This is a genomic window from Nocardioides sp. (assembly GCF_031397825.1).
Classification (GTDB): domain Bacteria; phylum Actinomycetota; class Actinomycetes; order Propionibacteriales; family Nocardioidaceae; genus Nocardioides.
On record NZ_JANNML010000183.1, the window covers coordinates 1 to 19,280 of the forward strand.

The 19,280-nt window shown below is 72.5% G+C and carries 20 protein-coding genes and 1 pseudogene; 7 read left to right on the forward strand and 14 right to left on the reverse strand.

Features of this window, described 5'->3' with window-relative positions:
• From RMN98_RS15650 to RMN98_RS15660, 3 genes are all read right to left on the reverse strand, one after another.
• On the reverse strand, positions 1 to 204 hold a 204-nt coding region (locus RMN98_RS15650), incomplete at its 3' end, for an aldolase/citrate lyase family protein (protein ID WP_309649766.1).
• A gap of 98 nt (positions 205 to 302) precedes the next feature.
• On the reverse strand, positions 303 to 1,403 hold the full coding sequence (locus RMN98_RS15655) for a CoA ester lyase (protein ID WP_309649747.1): 1,101 nt from the start codon (positions 1,401 to 1,403) through the stop codon (positions 303 to 305).
• Between the two features lie 54 nt (positions 1,404 to 1,457).
• Positions 1,458 to 2,021, reverse strand: coding sequence for a DUF1992 domain-containing protein (locus tag RMN98_RS15660; RefSeq protein WP_309649748.1), 564 nt, complete (start codon positions 2,019 to 2,021; stop codon positions 1,458 to 1,460).
• Between the two features lie 74 nt (positions 2,022 to 2,095).
• Here RMN98_RS15660 and RMN98_RS15665 point away from each other — a divergent pair, with 74 nt between their 5' ends.
• The gene (locus RMN98_RS15665) at positions 2,096 to 2,848 is read left to right on the forward strand and encodes a dienelactone hydrolase family protein (protein WP_309649749.1); all 753 of its coding nucleotides are present in this window, start codon (positions 2,096 to 2,098) and stop codon (positions 2,846 to 2,848) included.
• Here RMN98_RS15665 and RMN98_RS15670 read toward each other — a convergent pair.
• From RMN98_RS15670 to RMN98_RS15680, 3 genes are all read right to left on the reverse strand, one after another.
• Positions 2,809 to 4,290: an MFS transporter gene (locus tag RMN98_RS15670; RefSeq protein WP_309649750.1), complete on the reverse strand. Its 1,482-nt coding sequence runs from the start codon at positions 4,288 to 4,290 to the stop codon at positions 2,809 to 2,811. The genes RMN98_RS15665 and RMN98_RS15670 overlap by 40 nt on opposite strands.
• Positions 4,287 to 5,639: a M20/M25/M40 family metallo-hydrolase gene (locus RMN98_RS15675; RefSeq protein WP_309649751.1), complete on the reverse strand. Its 1,353-nt coding sequence runs from the start codon at positions 5,637 to 5,639 to the stop codon at positions 4,287 to 4,289. Before RMN98_RS15675 ends, RMN98_RS15670 begins: the two co-directional genes overlap by 4 nt.
• 94 nt (positions 5,640 to 5,733) lie before the next feature.
• Positions 5,734 to 6,372, reverse strand: a complete 639-nt coding sequence (locus tag RMN98_RS15680) for a nitroreductase family protein (protein ID WP_309649752.1) — start codon at positions 6,370 to 6,372, stop codon at positions 5,734 to 5,736.
• Positions 6,373 to 6,394: 22 nt separating this feature from the next.
• Between RMN98_RS15680 and RMN98_RS15685 the strand changes: the two genes are divergently transcribed.
• From RMN98_RS15685 to RMN98_RS15700, 4 genes are read left to right on the forward strand one after another with little or no spacing between them, the layout of a single operon-like run.
• Entirely contained in the window at positions 6,395 to 7,615 is a 1,221-nt protein-coding gene (locus RMN98_RS15685) for an allantoate amidohydrolase (RefSeq protein ID WP_309649753.1), read from the forward strand.
• The gene (locus tag RMN98_RS15690) at positions 7,612 to 8,967 is read left to right on the forward strand and encodes a formimidoylglutamate deiminase (protein WP_309649754.1); all 1,356 of its coding nucleotides are present in this window, start codon (positions 7,612 to 7,614) and stop codon (positions 8,965 to 8,967) included. Before RMN98_RS15685 ends, RMN98_RS15690 begins: the two co-directional genes overlap by 4 nt.
• A gap of 19 nt (positions 8,968 to 8,986) precedes the next feature.
• On the forward strand, positions 8,987 to 10,132 hold the full coding sequence (gene hutI / locus RMN98_RS15695) for an imidazolonepropionase (RefSeq protein ID WP_309649755.1): 1,146 nt from the start codon (positions 8,987 to 8,989) through the stop codon (positions 10,130 to 10,132).
• Entirely contained in the window at positions 10,129 to 10,875 is a 747-nt protein-coding gene (locus RMN98_RS15700; protein ID WP_309649756.1) for a CDP-diacylglycerol O-phosphatidyltransferase, read from the forward strand. Before hutI ends, RMN98_RS15700 begins: the two co-directional genes overlap by 4 nt.
• Here the strand turns inward: RMN98_RS15700 and RMN98_RS15705 are convergent.
• On the reverse strand, positions 10,869 to 12,296 hold the full coding sequence (locus tag RMN98_RS15705; RefSeq protein ID WP_309649757.1) for a M1 family metallopeptidase: 1,428 nt from the start codon (positions 12,294 to 12,296) through the stop codon (positions 10,869 to 10,871). The two genes, RMN98_RS15700 and RMN98_RS15705, sit on opposite strands and share 7 nt — an antisense overlap.
• Positions 12,297 to 12,334: 38 nt before the next feature.
• Between RMN98_RS15705 and RMN98_RS15710 the strand changes: the two genes are divergently transcribed.
• Together RMN98_RS15710 and RMN98_RS15715 are read left to right on the forward strand one after the other, a co-directional pair.
• Complete coding sequence (locus tag RMN98_RS15710) at positions 12,335 to 13,195, forward strand: sucrase ferredoxin (RefSeq protein WP_309649758.1); 861 nt, start codon at positions 12,335 to 12,337, stop codon at positions 13,193 to 13,195.
• Positions 13,192 to 14,037, forward strand: coding sequence for a hypothetical protein (locus RMN98_RS15715; protein WP_309649759.1), 846 nt, complete (start codon positions 13,192 to 13,194; stop codon positions 14,035 to 14,037). Before RMN98_RS15710 ends, RMN98_RS15715 begins: the two co-directional genes overlap by 4 nt.
• On the opposite strand, the gene RMN98_RS15720 is transcribed toward RMN98_RS15715, so the two are convergent.
• The 7 genes and pseudogenes from RMN98_RS15720 to RMN98_RS15750 all read right to left on the reverse strand — a co-directional run.
• Positions 14,034 to 14,474: a hypothetical protein gene (locus RMN98_RS15720; protein WP_309649760.1), complete on the reverse strand. Its 441-nt coding sequence runs from the start codon at positions 14,472 to 14,474 to the stop codon at positions 14,034 to 14,036. The two genes, RMN98_RS15715 and RMN98_RS15720, sit on opposite strands and share 4 nt — an antisense overlap.
• Positions 14,461 to 15,273, reverse strand: coding sequence for a hypothetical protein (locus RMN98_RS15725; protein ID WP_309649761.1), 813 nt, complete (start codon positions 15,271 to 15,273; stop codon positions 14,461 to 14,463). The genes RMN98_RS15720 and RMN98_RS15725 overlap by 14 nt, the downstream gene beginning before the upstream one ends.
• Entirely contained in the window at positions 15,270 to 15,551 is a 282-nt protein-coding gene (locus RMN98_RS15730) for a hypothetical protein (RefSeq protein ID WP_309649762.1), read from the reverse strand. The genes RMN98_RS15725 and RMN98_RS15730 overlap by 4 nt, the downstream gene beginning before the upstream one ends.
• A gap of 241 nt (positions 15,552 to 15,792) precedes the next feature.
• Entirely contained in the window at positions 15,793 to 16,860 is a 1,068-nt protein-coding gene (locus tag RMN98_RS15735; RefSeq protein WP_309649763.1) for a diacylglycerol kinase, read from the reverse strand.
• 10 nt (positions 16,861 to 16,870) lie between these two features.
• Positions 16,871 to 18,028 carry a sulfotransferase gene (locus RMN98_RS15740; RefSeq protein ID WP_309649764.1) on the reverse strand — a complete coding sequence of 386 codons (1,158 nt, stop codon included), beginning with the start codon at positions 18,026 to 18,028 and terminating at the stop codon, positions 16,871 to 16,873.
• Positions 18,021 to 18,872 (reverse strand): SDR family oxidoreductase, encoded by an 852-nt coding sequence (locus tag RMN98_RS15745; protein ID WP_309649765.1) that lies wholly within the window; start codon positions 18,870 to 18,872, stop codon positions 18,021 to 18,023. Before RMN98_RS15745 ends, RMN98_RS15740 begins: the two co-directional genes overlap by 8 nt.
• Positions 18,869 to 19,280, reverse strand: a pseudogene (locus RMN98_RS15750) (hypothetical protein); the annotation flags it as partial. The gene RMN98_RS15745 and the pseudogene RMN98_RS15750, both read right to left, overlap by 4 nt.

Below are 19,280 nucleotides of genomic sequence, written 5' to 3' on the forward strand. Positions count from 1 at the left end.
GTTGACCTTGGGTACGACGATCGCGTCCGGGCCGGCTGCGCACGCCGCGGCCATGTCGTCGACGTGCCACTCGGTGTCGGCGCCGTTGACCCGGATCGCCAGCTCGCGCTTGCCGTACGCACCCGACCGCACCGCGGCGCAGGCCGACTCGCGGGCCGCCGGCTTGGCGTCGGGAGCGACGGCGTCCTCCAGGTCGAGGATCAGCCCGTCGCAGGGGAACGATGTGGACTACTCCAGAGCGCGCTCGATGTACGAGGTCATGTAGAGCACGGAGCGCCGAGGACTGAACTCGTCGTCGAGGCTCATTCGTGACCCGCTTGGCCGGTGCCGATGGCGTCGTACTGCTTCTTCAGCTCGGGGTCGATCGCGGCCAGTTCCTCGGCCAGCTCGACCATCACCAGGCACTGCTTGAGCGAGGCGTCGTCCTCCATCTTGCCGTCGAGCATCACCGCGCCGGTGCCGTCGCCCATGGCCGCGACCACGCGGCGGGCATGCCGGATGTCCTCGACCGAGGGGCTGAAGACCCGGTTGGCGATGGCGATCTGCTGGGGGTGCAGGCTCCAGGTGCCGACGCAGCCGAGCAGGAAGGCGTTGCGGAACTGGTCCTCGCAGGCCACCACGTCGGCGATGTCGCCGAAGGGGCCGTAGTAGGGGTAGATGCCGTGCATCGCGCAGGCGTCGACCATGCGGGCGATGGTGTAGTGCCACAGGTCCTGCTGGTAGGTCGTGCGCTGGCCCTCGATGTCGGTGACGCCGTCCTTGACGGTGGGGTCCTGGCGCACCAGGTAGCCCGGGTGGCCGCCGCCGACGCGGGTCGTCTTCATCCGGCGGTCGGCCGCGAGGTCGGCCGGCCCGAGGGAGAGGCCCTGCATGCGGGGGCTGGCGCCGCAGATCTCCTCCACTGATGCCACGCCGCGCGCGGTCTCCAGGATGGCGTGGATCAGGATCGGCCGGTCGAGCCCGGCCTTGGCCTCGAGCTGGGCGAGCAGCCGGTCGACGTAGTGGATGTCCTCGGCGCCCTGCACCTTCGGGACCATGATCACGTCGAGCTTGTCGCCGATCGCGGGCACCAGGGTGGTGAGGTCGTCGAGCACCCAGGGGCTGTCGAGCGAGTTGATGCGGGTCCAGAGCTGGGTCGGACCGAAGTCGGTGGCCTGCGCGATGCGCACGAGCCCCTCGCGCGCGGCGACCTTGTTGTCGGCCTTGACCGCGTCCTCGAGGTTGCCGAGGAGGACGTCGACGGTGCCGACCATGGCGGGGATCTTGGCCGCCATCTTCTCGTTGCTCGGGTCGAAGAAGTGGATCGCACGGCTGGGGCGGGCCGGGACCTCCGTGAGCGGGGTGGGTGCTCCGACCGCGAGGGGGCGGAAGAAGTCCTTGGCACTGCGCGAGGAACCGGTCATGCGCGGAAAGTACCAGCGGCGGACACCGCCCGGGTATGACGGATCTCTCGGCGCTCAGTCCCGTCGCCGCTGTCGCCACCATCGGCGGCGCTGCGGCGCCTCGGCCTGCTGCTCCTCGCGCCGGGCCCGGGCCGTGGCGGCCCGCTCCTCGCGTCGCTCGCGCCAGGCCGCGACCGTCTCGTCGACGTCACGGGGCATGGTGACCAGCGGCGGCTGGCCGTCCTGAGGGGAGTAGCGTGCCCGGATCACGCGGGCGTTGAAGTCCTCGACCTCTCGGCGCACCTCGGTGTCGGTGAAGAGACCGTCGAGGCGGACGTCGAGCTCGGCGTCGTCCTTGCGGAGCTGGAGCGACGGTGGCAGGACGGTGATGTTCTCCCGCTCGACGAGCTTCTTGAGCCACCAGTCGGGGTCGTGGTCGCGCCCGAGTCCCTCGATCGGCTTGCCTGCGCCGGGGAGGTCGTCGAACTCGCCCTTGGCCATCGCGACCCGGATCTGCTGGTCGACCCAGGAGGACTGGTTGGCGATGCGCGTCTGGGCGGCCGTCAGGCCCGTGCGCTTGTCCTTGAGGGGCAGCTTGTCGACGCGCTCGACCTCGAGGGGCTCGTCGTCGTGGGTCATGGGTCACCTCCGCGGCTGTGATGACGCGTCCGAGTCTACGAGGTGGTGTGTGAGCACTGGTTAGGTTGCTGGGCATGGACCTGATCGACATCCTCGTGCCCGGTGGCACCGCGGAGGCCTACGTCGCCCGCCCGCCCGCGACCCCGGACATCGGTGCCCTGCCGGGCGTGCTGCTCTTCATGGACGCGATCGGGCTGCGCCCGCAGATCGCCGCGATGTGCGACCGGATCGCGAGCTGGGGCCACGTCGTGCTCGCGCCCCACGTCTTCCACCGCGACGGCACGGTGGCCGACCTGGCCCCGACCGGCGACCTCACCGACCCTGCCGAGCGCGAGGCCTTCTTCAAGGTCGCCATGCCACGCGTCGGCGCCCTCACCTCCGACCTCGCGCTCGCCGACATCGCGGCGTACGTCGACACGCTGCGCGGCCTCGACGGCGTCGGCACCGGGCCGATCGGGGTCACGGGTTACTGCATGGGCGCACGGCTGGCGATCCGGGCCGCGGGCGCGCACCCCGACGTCGTCGCCGCGTGCGGTGGCTTCCACGGCGGCGGGCTGGTCACCGACGAGGTCGACAGCCCGCACCTGGCGCTGGCGGACGCTCGCGCCGAGCTGGTCCTCGGTCACGCCGACCATGACAGCTCGATGCCGCCCGAGGCCGTGGTGGCCCTGGGCGAGGCGATCGCGGCCGCGGGCCTGCACGCCAGCAACGAGGTCTACCCCGGGGCGGCCCACGGCTACACGATGGCCGACACCGCGATGTGGGACGAGGCAGCGGCTGAGCGGCACTACGTCGAGCTGGACGGACTGTTCGCGCGCACGCTCTGAGGCCGGTCGGAGAAGGCGTGCTTGGGTGCCGCCAGCAGCGAGAGCGCCGCGAGCAGCGAGGCGACCGAGCAGACCGCCCACACCGTGAGGTATCCCGACAGCGGGGCCTCGGCCTCGGTGACGCCCTCGATCCCCTTGCTGGCCAGGGCGATCGCGAAGATCGAGGAGGCGATCGCGCCGCCGACGGTCTTGGTCGCGTTGGTCATGCCGGTCGCGAAGCCGGTGCGGTCGGGTGGCGCAGCAGCCGCCGCGGCGGCCGGCAGGGCAGCGACGAGGGCGCCTGATCCGAGGCCGGCGATGCCCATGTTGAGCAGGGCCTGGCCGGTGCTGTCGTGGAAGGGGATCCACAGGGCGTAGCCGAGAGCCACCAGCAGGCAGGACACCATCAGCGCCCGTCGTACGCCGAGCCAGCGCGAGGTGAGCGGCAGCGTGAAGGCGCCGATCGCCAGCGTGATGACGTAGACGCCGATCAGGGTCGAGACGAACGCCGAGTCGGCCCCGAGCCCATAGCCGCGCACGTCGGGGTCGGCCTGCGCGAAGGTGGAGAGCGGGATCTGCCCACCGAGCACCGGGATGCCGAAGAGGAAGGCGGTGACCTGCACCGGCCACTGCTGCGGCGTCGCCAGGAGGCGCACGTCGACGATCGGCTCGGCCTGTGCGGCCTCGTAGCGCCAGAACGGCGCCAGAGCCGCGAGGCCCGCGACCACCAGCGCCCAGGCGAGCGGGCTGCCGACACCCTGGAGGCGGAGCACCACGAAGCCGGCCATCACCAGGCCGAGTGCCAGCGTGATCAGCCCGAGCCCGGTCCAGTCGATGCCACCGGTGGCCTCGCCGGGGGAGTTCTCCACGCCCACGAGGATCACGAAGAAGACCGCGGTCACGACCATGGCCGGGATCGCCAGGATCAGGTTCATGTCGAGGGTGTCGACCAGCAGCCCGCTGCTGAGCGCGCCGATGATGACGGCCAGCTCGAGCGCGCCGACCAGCACGGCCGCTCCGCGCCGGGTGAGCAGCTCCTGGCGCCCCGAGTCGCGGGTGCGGCGGTGGATGATCGCGACCTCGAGCGGCAACCACACGACGTAGGCGCCCTGCAGCGCCCAGCCGATCAGGAACGTCGAGAACGACGGCGCGAAGGCGAGGACCCAGGAGCCGAGTGCCGTGACGGCCGTCGAGAGCAGCAGCACCCGCTGGTGCCCGACCAGGTCGGCGAGGCGCGCGAGGAGCGGGACGCACAGCGCGCTGACGATCAGCTGGGCCGCCTCGAACCAGTTGACGTCGCCCTCGCTGATGCTCAGGTGGTCGGCGATCTGCGGGAAGATCGGCGTGTAGTAACCCTGGAGCACCCCGCTCGCGACCTCGACCGCGACCAGGAAGCCGACCACGAGGGCGAGGCCCTGAGCGGCGGGCCGGACGGTGCTCAGGGGGCCGGGACCGGTGCTCATCGGGGCAGCCTCTTGATCAGCAGCTCGTACCACGAGACGCCGTCGAGGAACGCCTCGACGCCGAGGTGCTCGTCGAAGCTGTGGATGGCCTCGCGCTGGGCCTTGGTCATCCGGAACGGCGCGAAGCGGTAGACCCGCTCGCAGATCTCGGTGAAGAAGCGCGAATCGGTGGCCGCCATCATCACGTAGGGCGAGGGGACGGCGTCGGGGAAGACCTCGCCGATCGTGGCCTCCAGCAGCTCGAAGGCGTTGTCCATCGGGGAGACCGGGCTCGGCTCGCTGCGCTCCACCACGTCGATGTGGACCTGGTCGTCGGCGACGACCGAGCGCACGTGGTCGAGCACGTCGTCGACGGTGTCGCCGACCATGATCCGGATGTTGACGCCGGCCTTGGCGGTCGCGGCGATCACGTTGAGGGCCGGGGAGCCCGAGAGGGTCGTGACGGCGAACGTCGTGCGCGTCATGGCGCCGGGCTCGGGGCCGGCGGCGAGCAGCGCGCGGGTCAGCAGCGGCTTGAGTCGCGCGGCGTTGGCGAAGACCGGCCTCAGCGGGAGCGGGCCGTGCGGCGCCATCCGGCGGAAGAGCTCGACCGTCGGGGACGGGGTGCGCGGGGCCATCGGGGAGCGGTCGAGGCGCACGATCGCGCGGGCCAGGCGGGCGGTCGGCCCCATCCGGCTCGGCGTGCTGGCGTGGCCGCCGCGTCCCTCCACCCGCAGCTCGACCGACGTGACGCCCTTCTCGGTCAGGCCGATGACGCCGATCGGGGCCTTCACCCCGGGGAACGCCTCGCTCGCGACCGCGCCGCCCTCGTCGAGGACGAACCACGGCTCGACTCCGCGGCGCCGCAGCTCCTCGACCGCGAGCACCGCGGAGGTGCCGGAGACCTCCTCGTTGCAGCCGAAGGAGAGCCACACGTCCTGCGCCGGCACCACGTCGCGCTCCAACAGCGACTCGACCGCCTCGCAGATCGCGACCAGCGACCCCTTGTCGTCGAGCGTCCCCCTGCCCCAGATGACGCCGTCGACGACCTCGCCGGAGAACGCCGGGTGCTGCCAGGTGCCCTCGACCGGCACGACGTCGAGGTGGGCCATGAGCACCACCGGGCGCGCGCTGCTCTCCCCGCGCCAGTGGAAGAGCAGCCCGTGGGTGTCGACGCGGGTCAGCTCGAGCCGCTCGTGGAGCACGGGGAACTGCCGGGCGAGCTCCTCGAGGAAGAGGTCGAACGCCACGTCGTCGACGAGGGCCGGGTCACGGTCGCTCACCGTCGGGATCCGCACGAGCGCCTGGAGCTTGGCCACCGCGCGCTCGTGCCTGCGCGCGGGCGACCGCTCCCCCTCCCTCAAGGTCATGCGGTGACGCTACCGCTTGGGAGCCGGTCTCGGATGCGAGACGCCGGTGGCTCCCGGAGTCGTTGACCGCGGTCACCCGGCCCGGTGGACTGGGTCAGTGACCCGTCTGCCCCTCGCGGCCTCCCCAGTGACCGTGGTGCACCACGTCCCGCCACGGCGTGCGAGCGCGTCGCGTCGGCGACCCGCTGCGCGTGGCGCTGTCGTCGGGAAGGTGGCCGATGGTGATGACGCCGACCGGGTCGTGGTCCTCGGGGATGCCGAGCTCCGCGCGCAGTCGCGGCTCGTGGGCGGCGTGCACGCCGAAGAAGCACGCGCCGAGCCCGGCGTCGGTCACCGTCTGGAGGATCAGCAGCGAGGCCATGGCGGCGTCCATGTGCCAGAAGGGCTTGGCCCAGCGGGTCTCGTCGCGATCGGTCCAGCCCTTGTCCGGCTCGGCGTAGCGGTCGAGGTAGGCCGCCTTGCTCGAGCACGGCACGATCACGACCGGAGCCGTCATGAGCCCCGCGAGCCAGGCACTGGGCTGCTCGAGGCTCGCGGCGTCGGTGGAGGCGGCCCAGAAGCGTCGTACGTCGTCGGGGGTGTCGAGCCGCAGGAAGGCCCAGCCCTGGCTGAAACCGGCATTGGGCGCGCGGGTCGCGTTGTCGAGCGCGCGGTCGACGAGGGCAGGGTCGACGGGCTCCTCGGAGTAGCGGCGGACCATCTTGCGGCGCCTGACGACGTCCTGGAACTCCATGTGCCCCAGTATGGGTCGCACCATGGCTGACGACTTCGAGCGGATGTGGGCCGAGCTGGCCCCGATCGGTCGCTCGTCCGCGTCCGGTGGCTACTTCCGTCAGCCCTTCCTCGGCGCCGAGACCGAGCTGCGCGCGTGGTTCGGCGAGCAGGTGGCCGCCCGCGGGCTCGAGGTCGAGGCCGACGGCGTCGGCAACGTGGTCGCGTGGTGGGACCCGGTCGGCGTCGGCGCGGCTGCACCGGCCCTGCTGACCGGCTCGCACCTCGACTCGGTGCTCGACGGTGGGGCCTACGACGGCCCGCTCGGCGTCGTCTCCGCCCTCGCGGCGCTCGACCTGCTGCGCTCGCGCGGGGTGCGGCCGCAGCGGCGGATCGGGGTGTCGGTCTTCGCCGAGGAGGAGGGCTCGCGCTTCGGGCTTGCCTGCCTGGGCTCGCGGCTCGCGACCGGCGCGCTGTCGTGGGCAGACGCCCAGGAGCTGCGCGACCGCGACGGGGTGTTCCTCGGCGACGCGCTGGCGTCGGTGGGTCTGCCCGGCGCCACTGAGGGTGGGCTGCTCGACCTGTCGGGCGTGGGCACCTTCGTGGAGCTGCACGTCGAGCAGGGCCGCGACCTGGTCGACCGGGGTGCCGCGGTCGGGGTGGCCAGCGAGATCTGGCCGCACGGCCGCTACCGTTTCGACCTCACCGGCGAGGCCAACCACGCCGGCACCACGCGCATGGAGGACCGGGCAGACCCGATGCTGACCTATGCGATGACCGCTCTCGCCGCCAACAAGCAGGCCCGGCTGTCGGGGTCCCGCGCGACCTTCGGCCGGGTCGAGGTCGAGCCCAACGGCACCAACGCCGTGCCGTCGCGGGTGACCGCGTGGCTCGACGCGCGGTGCGCCTCCGACGCGGAACTGGCCGACCTCGTGGCGGTGGTGACCCGGCAGGCGAGCGAGCGGGCCGAGCGCGACGGCACCGCGCTCGTCGTCACCGCCGAGTCGGTCTCGGTCTCGGTGGCGTTCGACGCGTCGCTGGCCCGCTCGGTCGCGGTCGACCACGCCGGCGGCGACTGGCCGGTCATCCCCACCGAGGCCGGCCACGATGCCGGCATCCTCTCGGCCGCCGGCATCCCCACCGCGATGCTCTTCGTGCGCAACCCCACCGGTGTCTCGCACTCCCCGGCCGAGTCCGCCGAGCTCCCCGACTGCCTCGTGGGCGTCTCGGCACTCGCCGACACGCTCGAGCGGCTGGCGCGATGACCCCCGCGATGACCGCCGCGATGACCGCCGCGACGGGCTCGTCGTACGTCCTGGAGCGGGCGTGGGTCGACGGCGCCGTGCACGACGACGTGCTGGTGGTGATCGAGGACGGCCGGTTCACCCGGGTCGCGCCCGGAGGCCGGCCCAGCGCCATGACCGGAGCCGCGCCCACCCTGCCCGGCCTGACCCTCCCCGGTCTCGCCAACGGGCACAGCCACGCGTTCCACCGGGCGCTGCGCGGGCGCACCCAGCGGCACCGGGGGACGTTCTGGACGTGGCGCGATCAGATGTACGAGGTGGCGGAGGCGCTGGACCCCGACAGCTACCACGCGCTGGCGCGGGCGGTCTTCGCCGAGATGTTGGCCGCGGGGATCACGACCGTGGGCGAGTTCCACTACCTGCACCACCAGCCCGACGGCACGCCGTACGACGACCCCAACGCGATGGGCCACGCCCTGGTCGCGGCGGCACAGGACGTCGGGATCCGGATCGCCCTGCTCGACACCTGCTACCTCAGCAGCGGTTTCGGCGAGCCGGTCCAGGGAGTGCAGCGGCGCTACTCCGACGGTGACGCCGAGCGGTGGGCGCAGCGCATGGTGGCGCTGCGAGCCGACGACGCCACCGTGGTCGGTGCGGCCATCCACTCGGTGCGCGCGGTGCCCGACGAGCACCTCGCGACCGTCGTCGAGGCCGCGGCCGGGCGGCCGCTGCACGTGCACCTCTCGGAGCAGACGGCCGAGAACGACGCCTGCATCGCGGCCTACGGCGCCACACCGACCCAGCTCCTCGCCGACCACGGCGTCCTGGGGCCGCTGACCAGCGCGGTGCACGCGACGCACCTGATGGAGGACGACCTCACCCACCTCGGCAGCACCCGCACCTACGCGTGCTTCTGCCCCACGACCGAGCGCGACCTCGGCGACGGGGTCGGCCCCAGCCGGCACCTCTACGACGCCGGCAGCCCGCTGACGCTCGGCTCCGACAGCCACGCGGTGATCGACCTCTTCGAGGAGATGCGCGCGGTCGAGATGGACGAGCGGCTGGCCACCCGCAGCCGCGGTCACTGGACCGCCCACGAGCTCCTGGACGCCGCGACCGTCCACGGCCACGCCAGCCTCGGCTTCCCCGACGCGGGCGCGATCGCGGTCGGCCAACGGGCCGACCTGGTGACCGTCGACACCGCCAGCCCGCGCACCGCCGGCACCGGCGCCGACGCCCACACGGCCGTCTTCGCCGCAACCGCTGCCGACATCACGCATGTCGTGGTCGACGGACGCGTCGTCTTCCAGCAGGGTGATCGCGAGCAGGTCGGTCGCGACCTCGCCGTCGTGATCGAGAGGCTGTGGGCGTGAGGCAGGTGAGGAGGGCGTGGTGACGAGCACGCTCCTGACCAACATCGGCGAGCTCACGACCCACGACCCCGCCGGCGCCGAGGTCCTGCACCAGGCGGCGTTGGTCGTCGAGGGCGCCCGGGTCGCCTGGGTCGGCCACCTCGCCGACGCACCCGCCGCCGACGCCCAGGTGGACCTCGCCGGCCGCGCGGTCGTGCCGGGCTTCGTCGACAGCCACAGCCACCTGGTGTTCGCCGGCGACCGTGCCGAGGAGTTCGCCGCCCGCATGGCGGGGCAGGCCTACGCCGCCGGCGGCATCCGCACCACCGTCGCCGCCACCCGCGGGGCCAGCGACGAGCAGCTCACCGCCCGTGTCGGGAGCCTCGTGGCCGAGATGCGCGGCCAGGGCACCACGACCGTCGAGATCAAGAGCGGCTACGGCCTGAGCGTCCACGACGAGGCACGCAGCCTGGCCGTCGCGCGTCAGTTCACCGAGGAGACGACCTTCCTCGGCGCCCACGTCGTGCCCGAGGGCACCGCCGTCGAGGACTACGTCGCCCTGGTCACCGGCCCGATGCTCGAGGCCGCCGCGCCGCACGCCCGGTGGATCGACGTGTTCTGCGAGGAGGGCGCCTTCGACGGGGACCAGGCGCGCACGGTGCTGGAAGCGGGTCGCGCGGCCGGCCTGCTGCCCCGCCTGCACGCCAACCAGCTCACCGCGGGGCCCGGCGTATGCCTCGCTGCGGAGCTGGGCCTGCACGCCGTGGACCACTGCACCCACCTGAGCGCCGCCGACGTCGACGCCCTGCGCGACTCGGGCACGATCGCGACGCTGCTGCCCGGCGTCGAGTTCTCCACCCGCCAGCCCTACCCCGACGCCCGGGCGCTCCTCGACGCCGGCGTGCGGGTCGCGATCGCCAGCGACTGCAACCCCGGCTCCTGCTTCACCTCCTCCATCCCCTTCTGCATCGCGCTGGCGGTCCGGGAGATGGGGATGACCCCCGCCGAGGCGTTGCGCGCCGCCACGGCGACCGGCGCGGCCGCCCTCGGCCGCGACGACGTCGGGGTCCTCGCCCCCGGCAAGCGCGCCGACCTCGTCGTCCTCGACGCTCCCAGTCACGTCCACCTCGCCTACCGCCCCGGCACGCCGATCGTCGCCCAGACCTGGGTCGGAGGCCGCCCATGACCACCACGCCCGCACCACCGCCCCACAGCCGGACCCAGTGGCTCGCCGCCGCTGCCGTGCACACCTACACCGCGACCGGCTCCGTGCTGGCGCTGCTGATGGTCCACTACTCCTACCGCGGCGACGTCGACACCGTGCTGTGGCTCTTCTTCGCGGCGATGTTCGTCGACGGCACCGACGGGATGCTCGCGCGACGCTTCCGGGTCAAGGAGCTGGTGCCCGGCTTCGACGGGGCGCTGCTCGACAACATCGTCGACTACATGACCTACGTGCTCGCGCCGATGGCGCTGCTGTGGGCCAACGGCTACCTGCCCGACGGCACCTTCGGTGGGATCGTCGCCGCGGTGCCGCTCATGGCCTCGTGCGTGCAGTTCTGCCGCACCGACGCCAAGCCGGTCGTCGAGGGCGAGCACTTCTTCCTGGGCTTCCCCAGCTATTGGAACGTCCTGGCGTTCTACGTCATCGCCACCGGCATGGGCACGACCGCGACCGCGGTCGCGATCCTCGTCTGCACGGTGCTGGTCTTCGTCCCGATCCGCTACGTCTACCCCTCGCGCACCGAGGCGCTGTGGCAGCTGACGTTCGTGCTGACCGCGCTGTGGTTCGTCTCCTACGCCGTGATCGTCGCCCAGCTGCCGGACCCCCAGGCGCTCGTCGTCGCCGGGTCGGTCGGCTACCTCGTCTACTACGTCGCCCTGAGCCTCTGGCTGACGCTGCGGCAGACGAAGCCGACGGCTCAGTAGCCGGCCGGTCGACCGTCCAGCTCGAGCCAGTCGGCGAAGAGCCCGTCGAGCTGCTCGCCGGAGACCTGCTCGGCGAGGCTCACGAGCTGCCGGGTGCTGGCGTTGGCCTGGCGGTGCAGGGTCGCCCAGCGCTTCACGAACCGGAAGAAGTCGGTGTCGCCGATGCGCTCGCGCAGCACCTGCAGGGTCATCGCGCCCCGGTTGTAGACCGGCTCGCCGAAGAGGTCGGCGGAGCTGGTGAACTCCGTCGGCGCCGGGTGCCACAGGCCCTCGTCAGCCGGGGTGGCGTAGAGGTCGTCGAAGCGCTCGGCGGGCGACTTCCCGCCGTGCGCGCCCTCCCAGAGCCACTCGGCGTAGGTCGCGAAGCCCTCGGCCAGCCAGATGTCGTGCCAGTCGCGCAGGGTGACGGAGTTGCCGTACCACTGGTGCGCGGTCTCGTGCACCAGCGTCGCCGCGTCGACGGAGAACGGGTAGAACGGCCGCGTCTGGGTCTCCAGCGCGTAGCCGACGGCCGCGTTGTCGACGACCATCCCGCCCGAGGTCATCGGGTAGGCGCCGAAGAGCTTCTCCTGGAACCTCATCACCTTCGGCAGCAGCGCCCGGGCGGCGGTGCTGGTGTCGTTGGTCGTGTCGACGAAGCTCCACAGCGGGATCGTGCGGCCGGTGATCGACGCGACCGAGGAGCGGTAGACGTTGAAGGAGCCGATCGCCACCATCGCGAGGTAGGTCGACATCCGGTCGCGCGCCTGCCAGGTCCAGGTGGTGCGCAGGCCGCGCCGCTCCCGCGAGACCAGGTTGCCGTTGGCCGTGGCCTGCACCGTGTTGGGCACGTCGATGCGGAAGGTGTAGCGCGCCTTGTCGGCCGGGGTGTTGTTGGACGGGATCCAGGTCATCGTGCCGACCGGCTCGCCGAGCGCGACCGCGCCGTCCACGGTGCGGACCCAGCCCTCCTGGGACCCGTCGGCGTCCGTGTAGTCCGACGGGGTGCCGGAGTAGGCCACGGTCGTGACGAAGCGGCCCTGGGCGAGCGGCTTGCGGGGGGTGACGACCAGGTGCTCGGCCGTGCGCCGCCACCGTGCCGGCACGCCGTCGACCTTGACCGAGTCGATCGTCATGCCGACGAAGTCGAGCCGGAAGGAGCGCAGCGGGGTCTTCGCGACCGCCCGGATCGCGGTCGACGCCTCGAGGCGGTTGCTCACCGGCTCGTAGCGCAGCCCCACGTCGTAGTGCCGCACGTCGTAGCCGGTGTGGCCCTGGCGCGGGAAGAGCGTGTCGGGCTTGGCCCGGGCCCCGGCAGCGGAGGCCGACGAGGCAGCGTCCGCGACGCGGGCGCCCGCAGGGGGCACCGCCGGGCCGGCGAGCCCGAGGACCAGCGGCAGGACGAGGGTCGCGAGCAGAGGGCGGAACACCAGTCGGGGCACCCGGTCGACTCTAGTGCGCGGTCTGGTCGAATACCGGGGTGGACACCAGGTGCGCGGCCCTCAGCCTCGCGGACGCCGAGCCGCTGGCCGGCACGGCTCCGACCGACACCGACTGGCTGCTCGTGGAGCACTCCGGCTCCTGGGGCCGCAAGGCCGTCGCCGAGAGCGCGCTGCCCGACGAGGTGCGCGCGCACCTGCTCGGGCTCGAGGGTGTCCGGGTGCAGCTGATCCGCCGGCACGGCCGCGAGACCGATCCGTCGCCGCAGGTGCGGGTGTTCACCGCCTCGCTCGGCGTCTCACCGGGTGAGCGCCCGGTCGTCCGCACCGCGCTGCTCGACGACGTCGGGGACCTGCTCACGCTGGACACGGCCGGCGGCGTCGCCCTGACGGCGTACGACGGACCCCTGTGGCTCGTCTGCACCAACGGTCGTCGTGACGTGTGCTGCGCCGAGCTCGGGCGACCCGTCGCGGCCGCGCTCGCGGCCAGGTGGCCCGACGCCACGTGGGAGACCACCCACCTCGGTGGGCACCGCTTCTCCGGGACCCTGCTCGCACTGCCCTCCGGGGTGACCCTGGGCCGTCTCGACGCGGAGTCGGCGGTCAGGGCGTGCGAGGAGGTCCAGGCGGGGCGGGTGCCGGCCCTGCTCACCCGCGGCCGGGCCGGACGCAGCGGCGCGGAGCAGGTCGCGGAGCTGCACCTGCGCGGCGAGCTCGCCTTCGCTGACGTGACGGTCCTCGGGCACGACGACGACACCATCTCCCTGCGCGCCGACGGCGAGCTGTGGCAGGTCGTCGTCGAGGAGACCAACGGCGAGCCGCGGCGCCAGTCCTGCGCCGACGACAAGCTCAAGGCCGCACCGGTGTACGTCGTGAGGGCGGTGGGTAGAAGCCCGGCGTGACCCACGACGCCACCCCCTCCACCACCCCGATCTCCGGCAACGACGCGGGGGAGGGGTGGCACTTCGCTCCTCGCCGCCGCTACCTCCTCGCCGGGGCGTGCCTGCTCCTCGCTGCGATCCTGCTCCTCGCCGGCGTCAGCGCGCTGCGCGAGGGCAACGTGCTCGCCTTCGTCCTCGTGGCGCTCTTCGCCTTCGCGATCGGGGCCATCCCCTTCGGCCGCACCCGCAAGCGGCTGCCACCCCGGCCCTACGACGGCCCGGAGGGTCGCGGCCTCCTGCTGCCGATCCACCCGATGAGGCTCACCGCGATGGCCGGCTTCTTCCTGATCGGCTTCCTGCTCCTGCTCGCCCCGGTGATGGCGGTCGACGAGGCACCCGACGGTGCCGGTGCCGGCCGCCTGGTGCTGGCGGTGGTGCTGTCGCTCTTCGCCTTCGCGACCGGGGTGTTCTTCATGCTGGCGGTGTGGGGCGGCATCCGCAGCCGGATGACGCCCGACAAGGGCATCCTGCTCACGCCCGAGCGGGTCGTGCTGCGCACGCAGGCCGAGCCGATGTCCTTCGCGTGGGACGACCTGCGCGCCGTCCGACCGCACTGGAACCGCTTCCGTCCGCCCAGCGACGTCTTCCGGTCGGCGGAGGACCCGATCCACAACTGGCTGTCCTTCGAGGTCGAGGGTGGTCGCTACGACGGGACCAACGCGCTGGCCGGCATGTCCGGCTCGGGCCACCCGACCATGGACGCCGAGAAGCTGGCCGTCGACCCCGACGAGGTGCTGCGGCTGTGTCGTCACTACCTCGCGCACCCCGCCGAGCGGATGAGCCTGTCGTCGGGCATGCCCTAGGCCGCGACCCGGCTCAGGTCGACGGTCTCGGCGATCGCCTCGAAGACGTCGCACCAGTCCCAGTAGTCCTCGCGGGCGACCGAGCAGGTGAGGGTGAAGCCGAGCGTGCCGACCAGCCAGGCCCACTGCTCGCTGACGATGTCGGCCGCGCCCAGGCGGTGGGCGAAGCGACGGTAGACGACGTCGTGGCCCATCAGGTCGAAGGCGTCCTCATCCTCCACGTCGAGGTCGTCGAGGCGTCGGGCCAGCTCACGCAGGGCGTCGTCGCGCCAGGCCCCCAGCTCCTGGTCGACCCGCGTGCACGCGAGCACCAGCTCGGGGCGCACCCCGCTGTCGGGCAGGACGGGTGACCGAGCGCTGACCAGCACGCCGTGGTCGGGGTCGGAACGGCGCCTCCAGCGTGGCGGCAGCACGATGCCGAGGTCACCGCGGGCCATCGGGCACCTCCCAGGGGATCGGGGCGACCGGTGGCACGGGGGTGGCTGACGACCAGTCGTCGTCGACCGGTGCGACGAGCGTGAGGTCGACCGGCCGGGAGGCCCGCGGTGGCCGGGTCAGGACACCGGCTGCGGCCGCTCCCGCAGCAGCGGCTGCGGCGGCAACGACCGGGGATGTGTCCGGGAGCGTGACGTCAGGAGGGTCGGCTGGCGGTGGGTCGTCCGGGGCGGGCCGGACCGGCTCGGCGGGGTCCGGGAGGGGCGGCACCGCCGGAGCCGGCTGGGCAGGGGCCGCTCCGGGCAGGGGCACCTCGACCGGGACCGGTGCGGTGCCGGCGTGCTCGGCGAGGGCCGCCTGCCAGTCGCGGTGGGCCTGATGCTCGACCTGGCGGGCCAGGTGGAGGGTCTCCTCGACGAGCGCGAAGGTCCGCCGCTGCCCGTCGTCGGCGTAGGGGCCGGGGTGCAGGATCTCCTCGCCCTCGACGACGAGGTGCTGCCGGGCCAGCTCGCGGGTGCGCCGCAGCGCGAGCCGGACCTTGTCGAGGCTCGTGCCGAACGCCGTCAGCGCGACTGCCAGCTCACGGCATGCCGACCCGCAGCGCTGCGCCTGCCCGTGCAGGCGTCCGGCGCTGAGCCGGTAGGCGTCGGCCGCCCACCCCGCGAAGTCGTCGGACGAGGAGGTGGCCTGGGTCGCCACGAAGCCACGCGCGTCCTCGACCGCGACGGCCAGGCCCTCCAGCCGCTCCGCGGTGCGCCAGCAGGACTCGGGGTCGCCCTCGAAGGACGTGCTCAGGGTCATGACGTCGCCGCCGGGAGCAGCCGGTCGAGCGCACCACCGACGCCGCCGTCGACGCCGGAGGAGGTGGTGACGAAGACGTCGAGGGCGTCACCGAGGTGGCGCAGGCCGTCGGCCACCGCGGTGGTCTCGGCGAGCACGCGCTCGAGACCCTCCTGGGTGGCGCAGCCGGAGCGACCGGTGTCGGGCAGAGGGACCTGGAGCCGGTCGTCGACGTCCAAGCCGTGGCGGATGAGGTCGCGGCTCGCGTGCCGCAGTGCGCGGGGATTGACGGTGAACATGACCGGAGGCTGCTCGCTGCGTGGGGGCGCCCAAACCGGGCCTCGCCGCGCCTGTGGAGGGCCGCCCGGAGAGAACGTGCTGGACGGACAGAGGGCCCGCGGGTCGTGTGCCGCTCGCGGCGGCTGGCCGCGGTCTCGGGCACACGACCGGTGCGCGGCCACCTGGGGCTCGCGATCCGGCGCTCCGTGCGACTGCCGGTGGCTGTGGTCTCCCGCCGGTGCAGCGGCGCCTAGGGCGTGGTCAGCGGATCGTCCCCACCCCCGGCACCAGCGGAAGGTCGAGCGCGGTGACCCAGCCGGCGGGCAGGTCGTTGACGGCCGGCACGGCGTTGAGCGCGCGCAGGCCGGTGGCCAGGCAGCCGGCGACGGCGGGGGAGCGGCCCGAGCCGTCGGTGAAGCGGAACGACGTCTCCTGGCTGATCGAGGGTGAGCCGGTGATGTCGACGCGGTAGACGTCGTCCTGCGACCCGGCCGGCCACTCCGGCGCGGCGTCCAGCCCGATCCGGTTGACGTGCTCGAGCGAGATCACCTCGCGGGCCTGGTAGATCCCGTTGATGGTGAAGCGGATCGCCGCGACGTTGCCGGCCTCGATGACGCCCTTCGCGGTCGTGCGGTCCGTCGGCGTCACCCACTTCTCCCAGGTGGTGGTGATGTCGTCGAGCTCGATGCCGACCGCGTGCGCGATCATCGGCACCGTCGCGCCCCACGCCATGATCAGCAGGTCGGGGATCTCCAGCAGCGGGGTGAACTCCGGCGGCCGGCCGATGCCCATCTCGTCCTCGTAGTCACCCTCGTAGTCGGTGTAGTCGAGCAGCTCGGACGCGCGCACCGACGTGACCTCGCCGCACAGCCCCATCAGGGTCAGCGGGAAGAGGTCGTTGGCGAAGCCGGGGTCGATGCCGGTGGTGAAGCACGACGCGCCGCCCTCCTCGCACGCCTGCGTGATGGGGTCGATCCAGGCGGCGGGGTTCTGCTTCATCCCCGGCCACACCCACGGCGTCATGGCGGTCGAGCAGACGTCGATGCCGGCGCGGAGGAAGGCGCTCATGACCCGGATGTTGTCGTCGGCGTGCTGCGCCGTCGGGCCGTAGTGCACCAGCGCGTCCGGTGCCAGCGCGACGAGCTCGTCCACCGAGTCCGTGGCGAGGACGCCGGTGGGGGAGATGCCGCACAGCTCGCCGGCGTCCTTGCCGACCTTGACCGGGTTGCTCACCCCGACACCGACCAGCTCGAACGCCGGGCTCCTCATGATCTCGGCGATCACCATGGTGCCGACGACACCGGTGCCCCAGACGACGACGCGCTTCATGTGGTGGTCCCTATCGGTCGAAGGCGGTGTGGACCTGGGCCTCGGTGAGGCCGTAGTCCGCGAGGTCGTAGCGGTGCGAGGGCTTGGCGGAGCCCGACTTGGACTCGCGGTCGATGTCGGTGATCGCGGCCTCCGCCTCAGGCGTCCAGTCCATGCCGAACTGCTCGTAGATGCCGCGCATCGTCGCCACCGGCTCCGACACGAGGTCGCGGAAGGCGACGTCCGCGAACTGCGCCTGGTCGTAGGCCGGGCGCGCGTCGTGGAAGGCATGGAACGAGCGCGACCAGAGGTCGAGCTGGGTCTGACCGATGACGTCGCCGACGTACGTCGTGGAGTGACCGGCGGTCGTCTCGGCCGACAGCGAGCACGACGAGGCGATGCAGACCACGGGGTCGCGGTGGGTGTAGACCACCAGCGCGTCGGGATAGACCGTCATGAGTGCGTCGAGGGCCGTCATGTGCGACGGGTTCTTCAGCACCCAGCGCTTCTCGGGGTCGTTGAGCCCGATCAGCTGGAGGTTCTGCTTGTGGCGGGCGTAGGCGTCGGTCCAGTCCTGCTGCGCCAGCCACGTCGTGTAGCGCGGCACGTTGGCCAGCGACTCGTAGGAGTTGGACTTGCCGGTCTGGCGCAGCAGCCTCCAGCACTCCTCGACCGAGGTGGCATCCATGTAGTGGATCCCCATGAACTCGGGGGACTCCACGTGGTGTGCGGAGAACGCCTGCTGCATGGCGTTGAAGATCGGGTCGCTCTCCCAGGTGTCCCGCGGCGGGCGCGGCTGGGGGAACTGGGTGATCCACATCTCGAGGCCCTGCGCGACGGGGTCGGCGTGCAGGAGCCGGTGCAGCGCGGTGGTGCCCGTGCGCGGCAGGCCCATCACGAAGACCGGTCGCTGGATCGCGACGTCGGCGTGCTCGGGCCGCTCGTTGAACTTCGCCTGGGTGAGCAGACGGCCGACGACCGCGCTCTTGACCTCCGAGCGCTGGAAGTAGTTGCCCAGCGGGGTGAGCCCGGCCTCCGGCGAGGACAGGTCCTCGACCAGCGTCCGCAGGCCCTCCTCGTGGGAGTCGCCGCCGGTGTCGGTCATGCCCGTGGTGCGCGTGGCGGCGGCCACGATGTCGTCGTAGGAACCGACGTCCGGCCGGGTCCGTGCCATGACGTTGTCAGTCATGGAACTCCCCGCAGTCGACCGTGAGCATCTGCCCCGTGACCGCGGAGGCCAGGTCGCTGGCGAGGAAGAGCGTCGCGCGGGCGACCTCCTCCGACGACGCGAGCCGCTTGAGGTCGGTGGGCGCGGCCTTCTCGGCGTAGACGTCCTCGTGGGTCTTCTCCTCGACGGCCGCGAGGAAGTCGAAGTAGCCGCGGTTGACGTCCTCGTAGATGTAGGACGGCGCGACGCTGTTGACGCGGATCCCGCGCGGGCCCAGCTCGGTGGCGAGCGACGAGGCGAGGTGCTCGAGCGCGCCCTTGGACAGCTTGTAGCCGGCGAACTCGGGCTGGGAGGAGAACGAGACGCAGGAGTTGAGCATGATGATCGAGCCCTTGCTCTCGGCCAGCGCGTCGGCGAAGAGCGCCGACAGCCGCAGCGGGGCGAAGACGTTGGTCTCGTTGACCTTCGCGAGCGCGCGCGGGCTGATCTGGGTGATCGGGTCCATCGGCGGGATGGTGAACGCGTTGTTGATGACGCAGTCGACGCGGCCGAACGCCTCGAGGGTCTTGTCGCGCAGGTTGACCCTGGACTCCTCGTCGGTCACGTCGGTGACCACGCTGACGACCTTGCCGCCGTGGTCCTCGAGCTCGGCCTGGAGCGCGAGGAGCCGGGACTCGGTGCGGCTCGCGATCACCAGGTCGGCGCCCATCCGGGCCGCCTCCTCGGCGAGCGACCGGCCGAGGCCGGGGCCGATGCCGGAGATGACGACCACCTTGCCCTGGAGCAGGGGGACCGGGGTGTAACGCTCCTCGATCGAGGTGTCGTGCGCGGCCGCGAGTCCGAGTGCGGGGGAGTCCTGGCTCAACTGATCATCCTTCGGGCAACGGAGCGCTGGCGCGCGGCGATGCGCGCGGCGTACTCCTCGGTGGTGAGGGGGGTGAGGTGCGGGAGCAGGTCGGGCACGTCGGTGACCTTGACGACCTGGATCGTGGGGCCGTCGTCGGCCGAGAGGTCGCGCTCGAGGCGCTGCCAGCGCAGCATCATCGAGCCGGTGCGGTGCCCGGTGGTCTCGAGCCAGTTGGCGACGGGGGCGCCGTCGGCCGGGGGCCGCTCGGAGACGACGAAGCGCATCACGCCGTCGGGGTCGGTGTCGGCCTGGGCCTTGGTGAGCGAGGTCTGGTGGGTCTCGTAGTCGGTCGAGGCGTACCAGTCCGAGCCGATCTGGATCGCCTGGTAGGCGCAGTCGTCGCAGCGCGGCACCGAGACGATCATC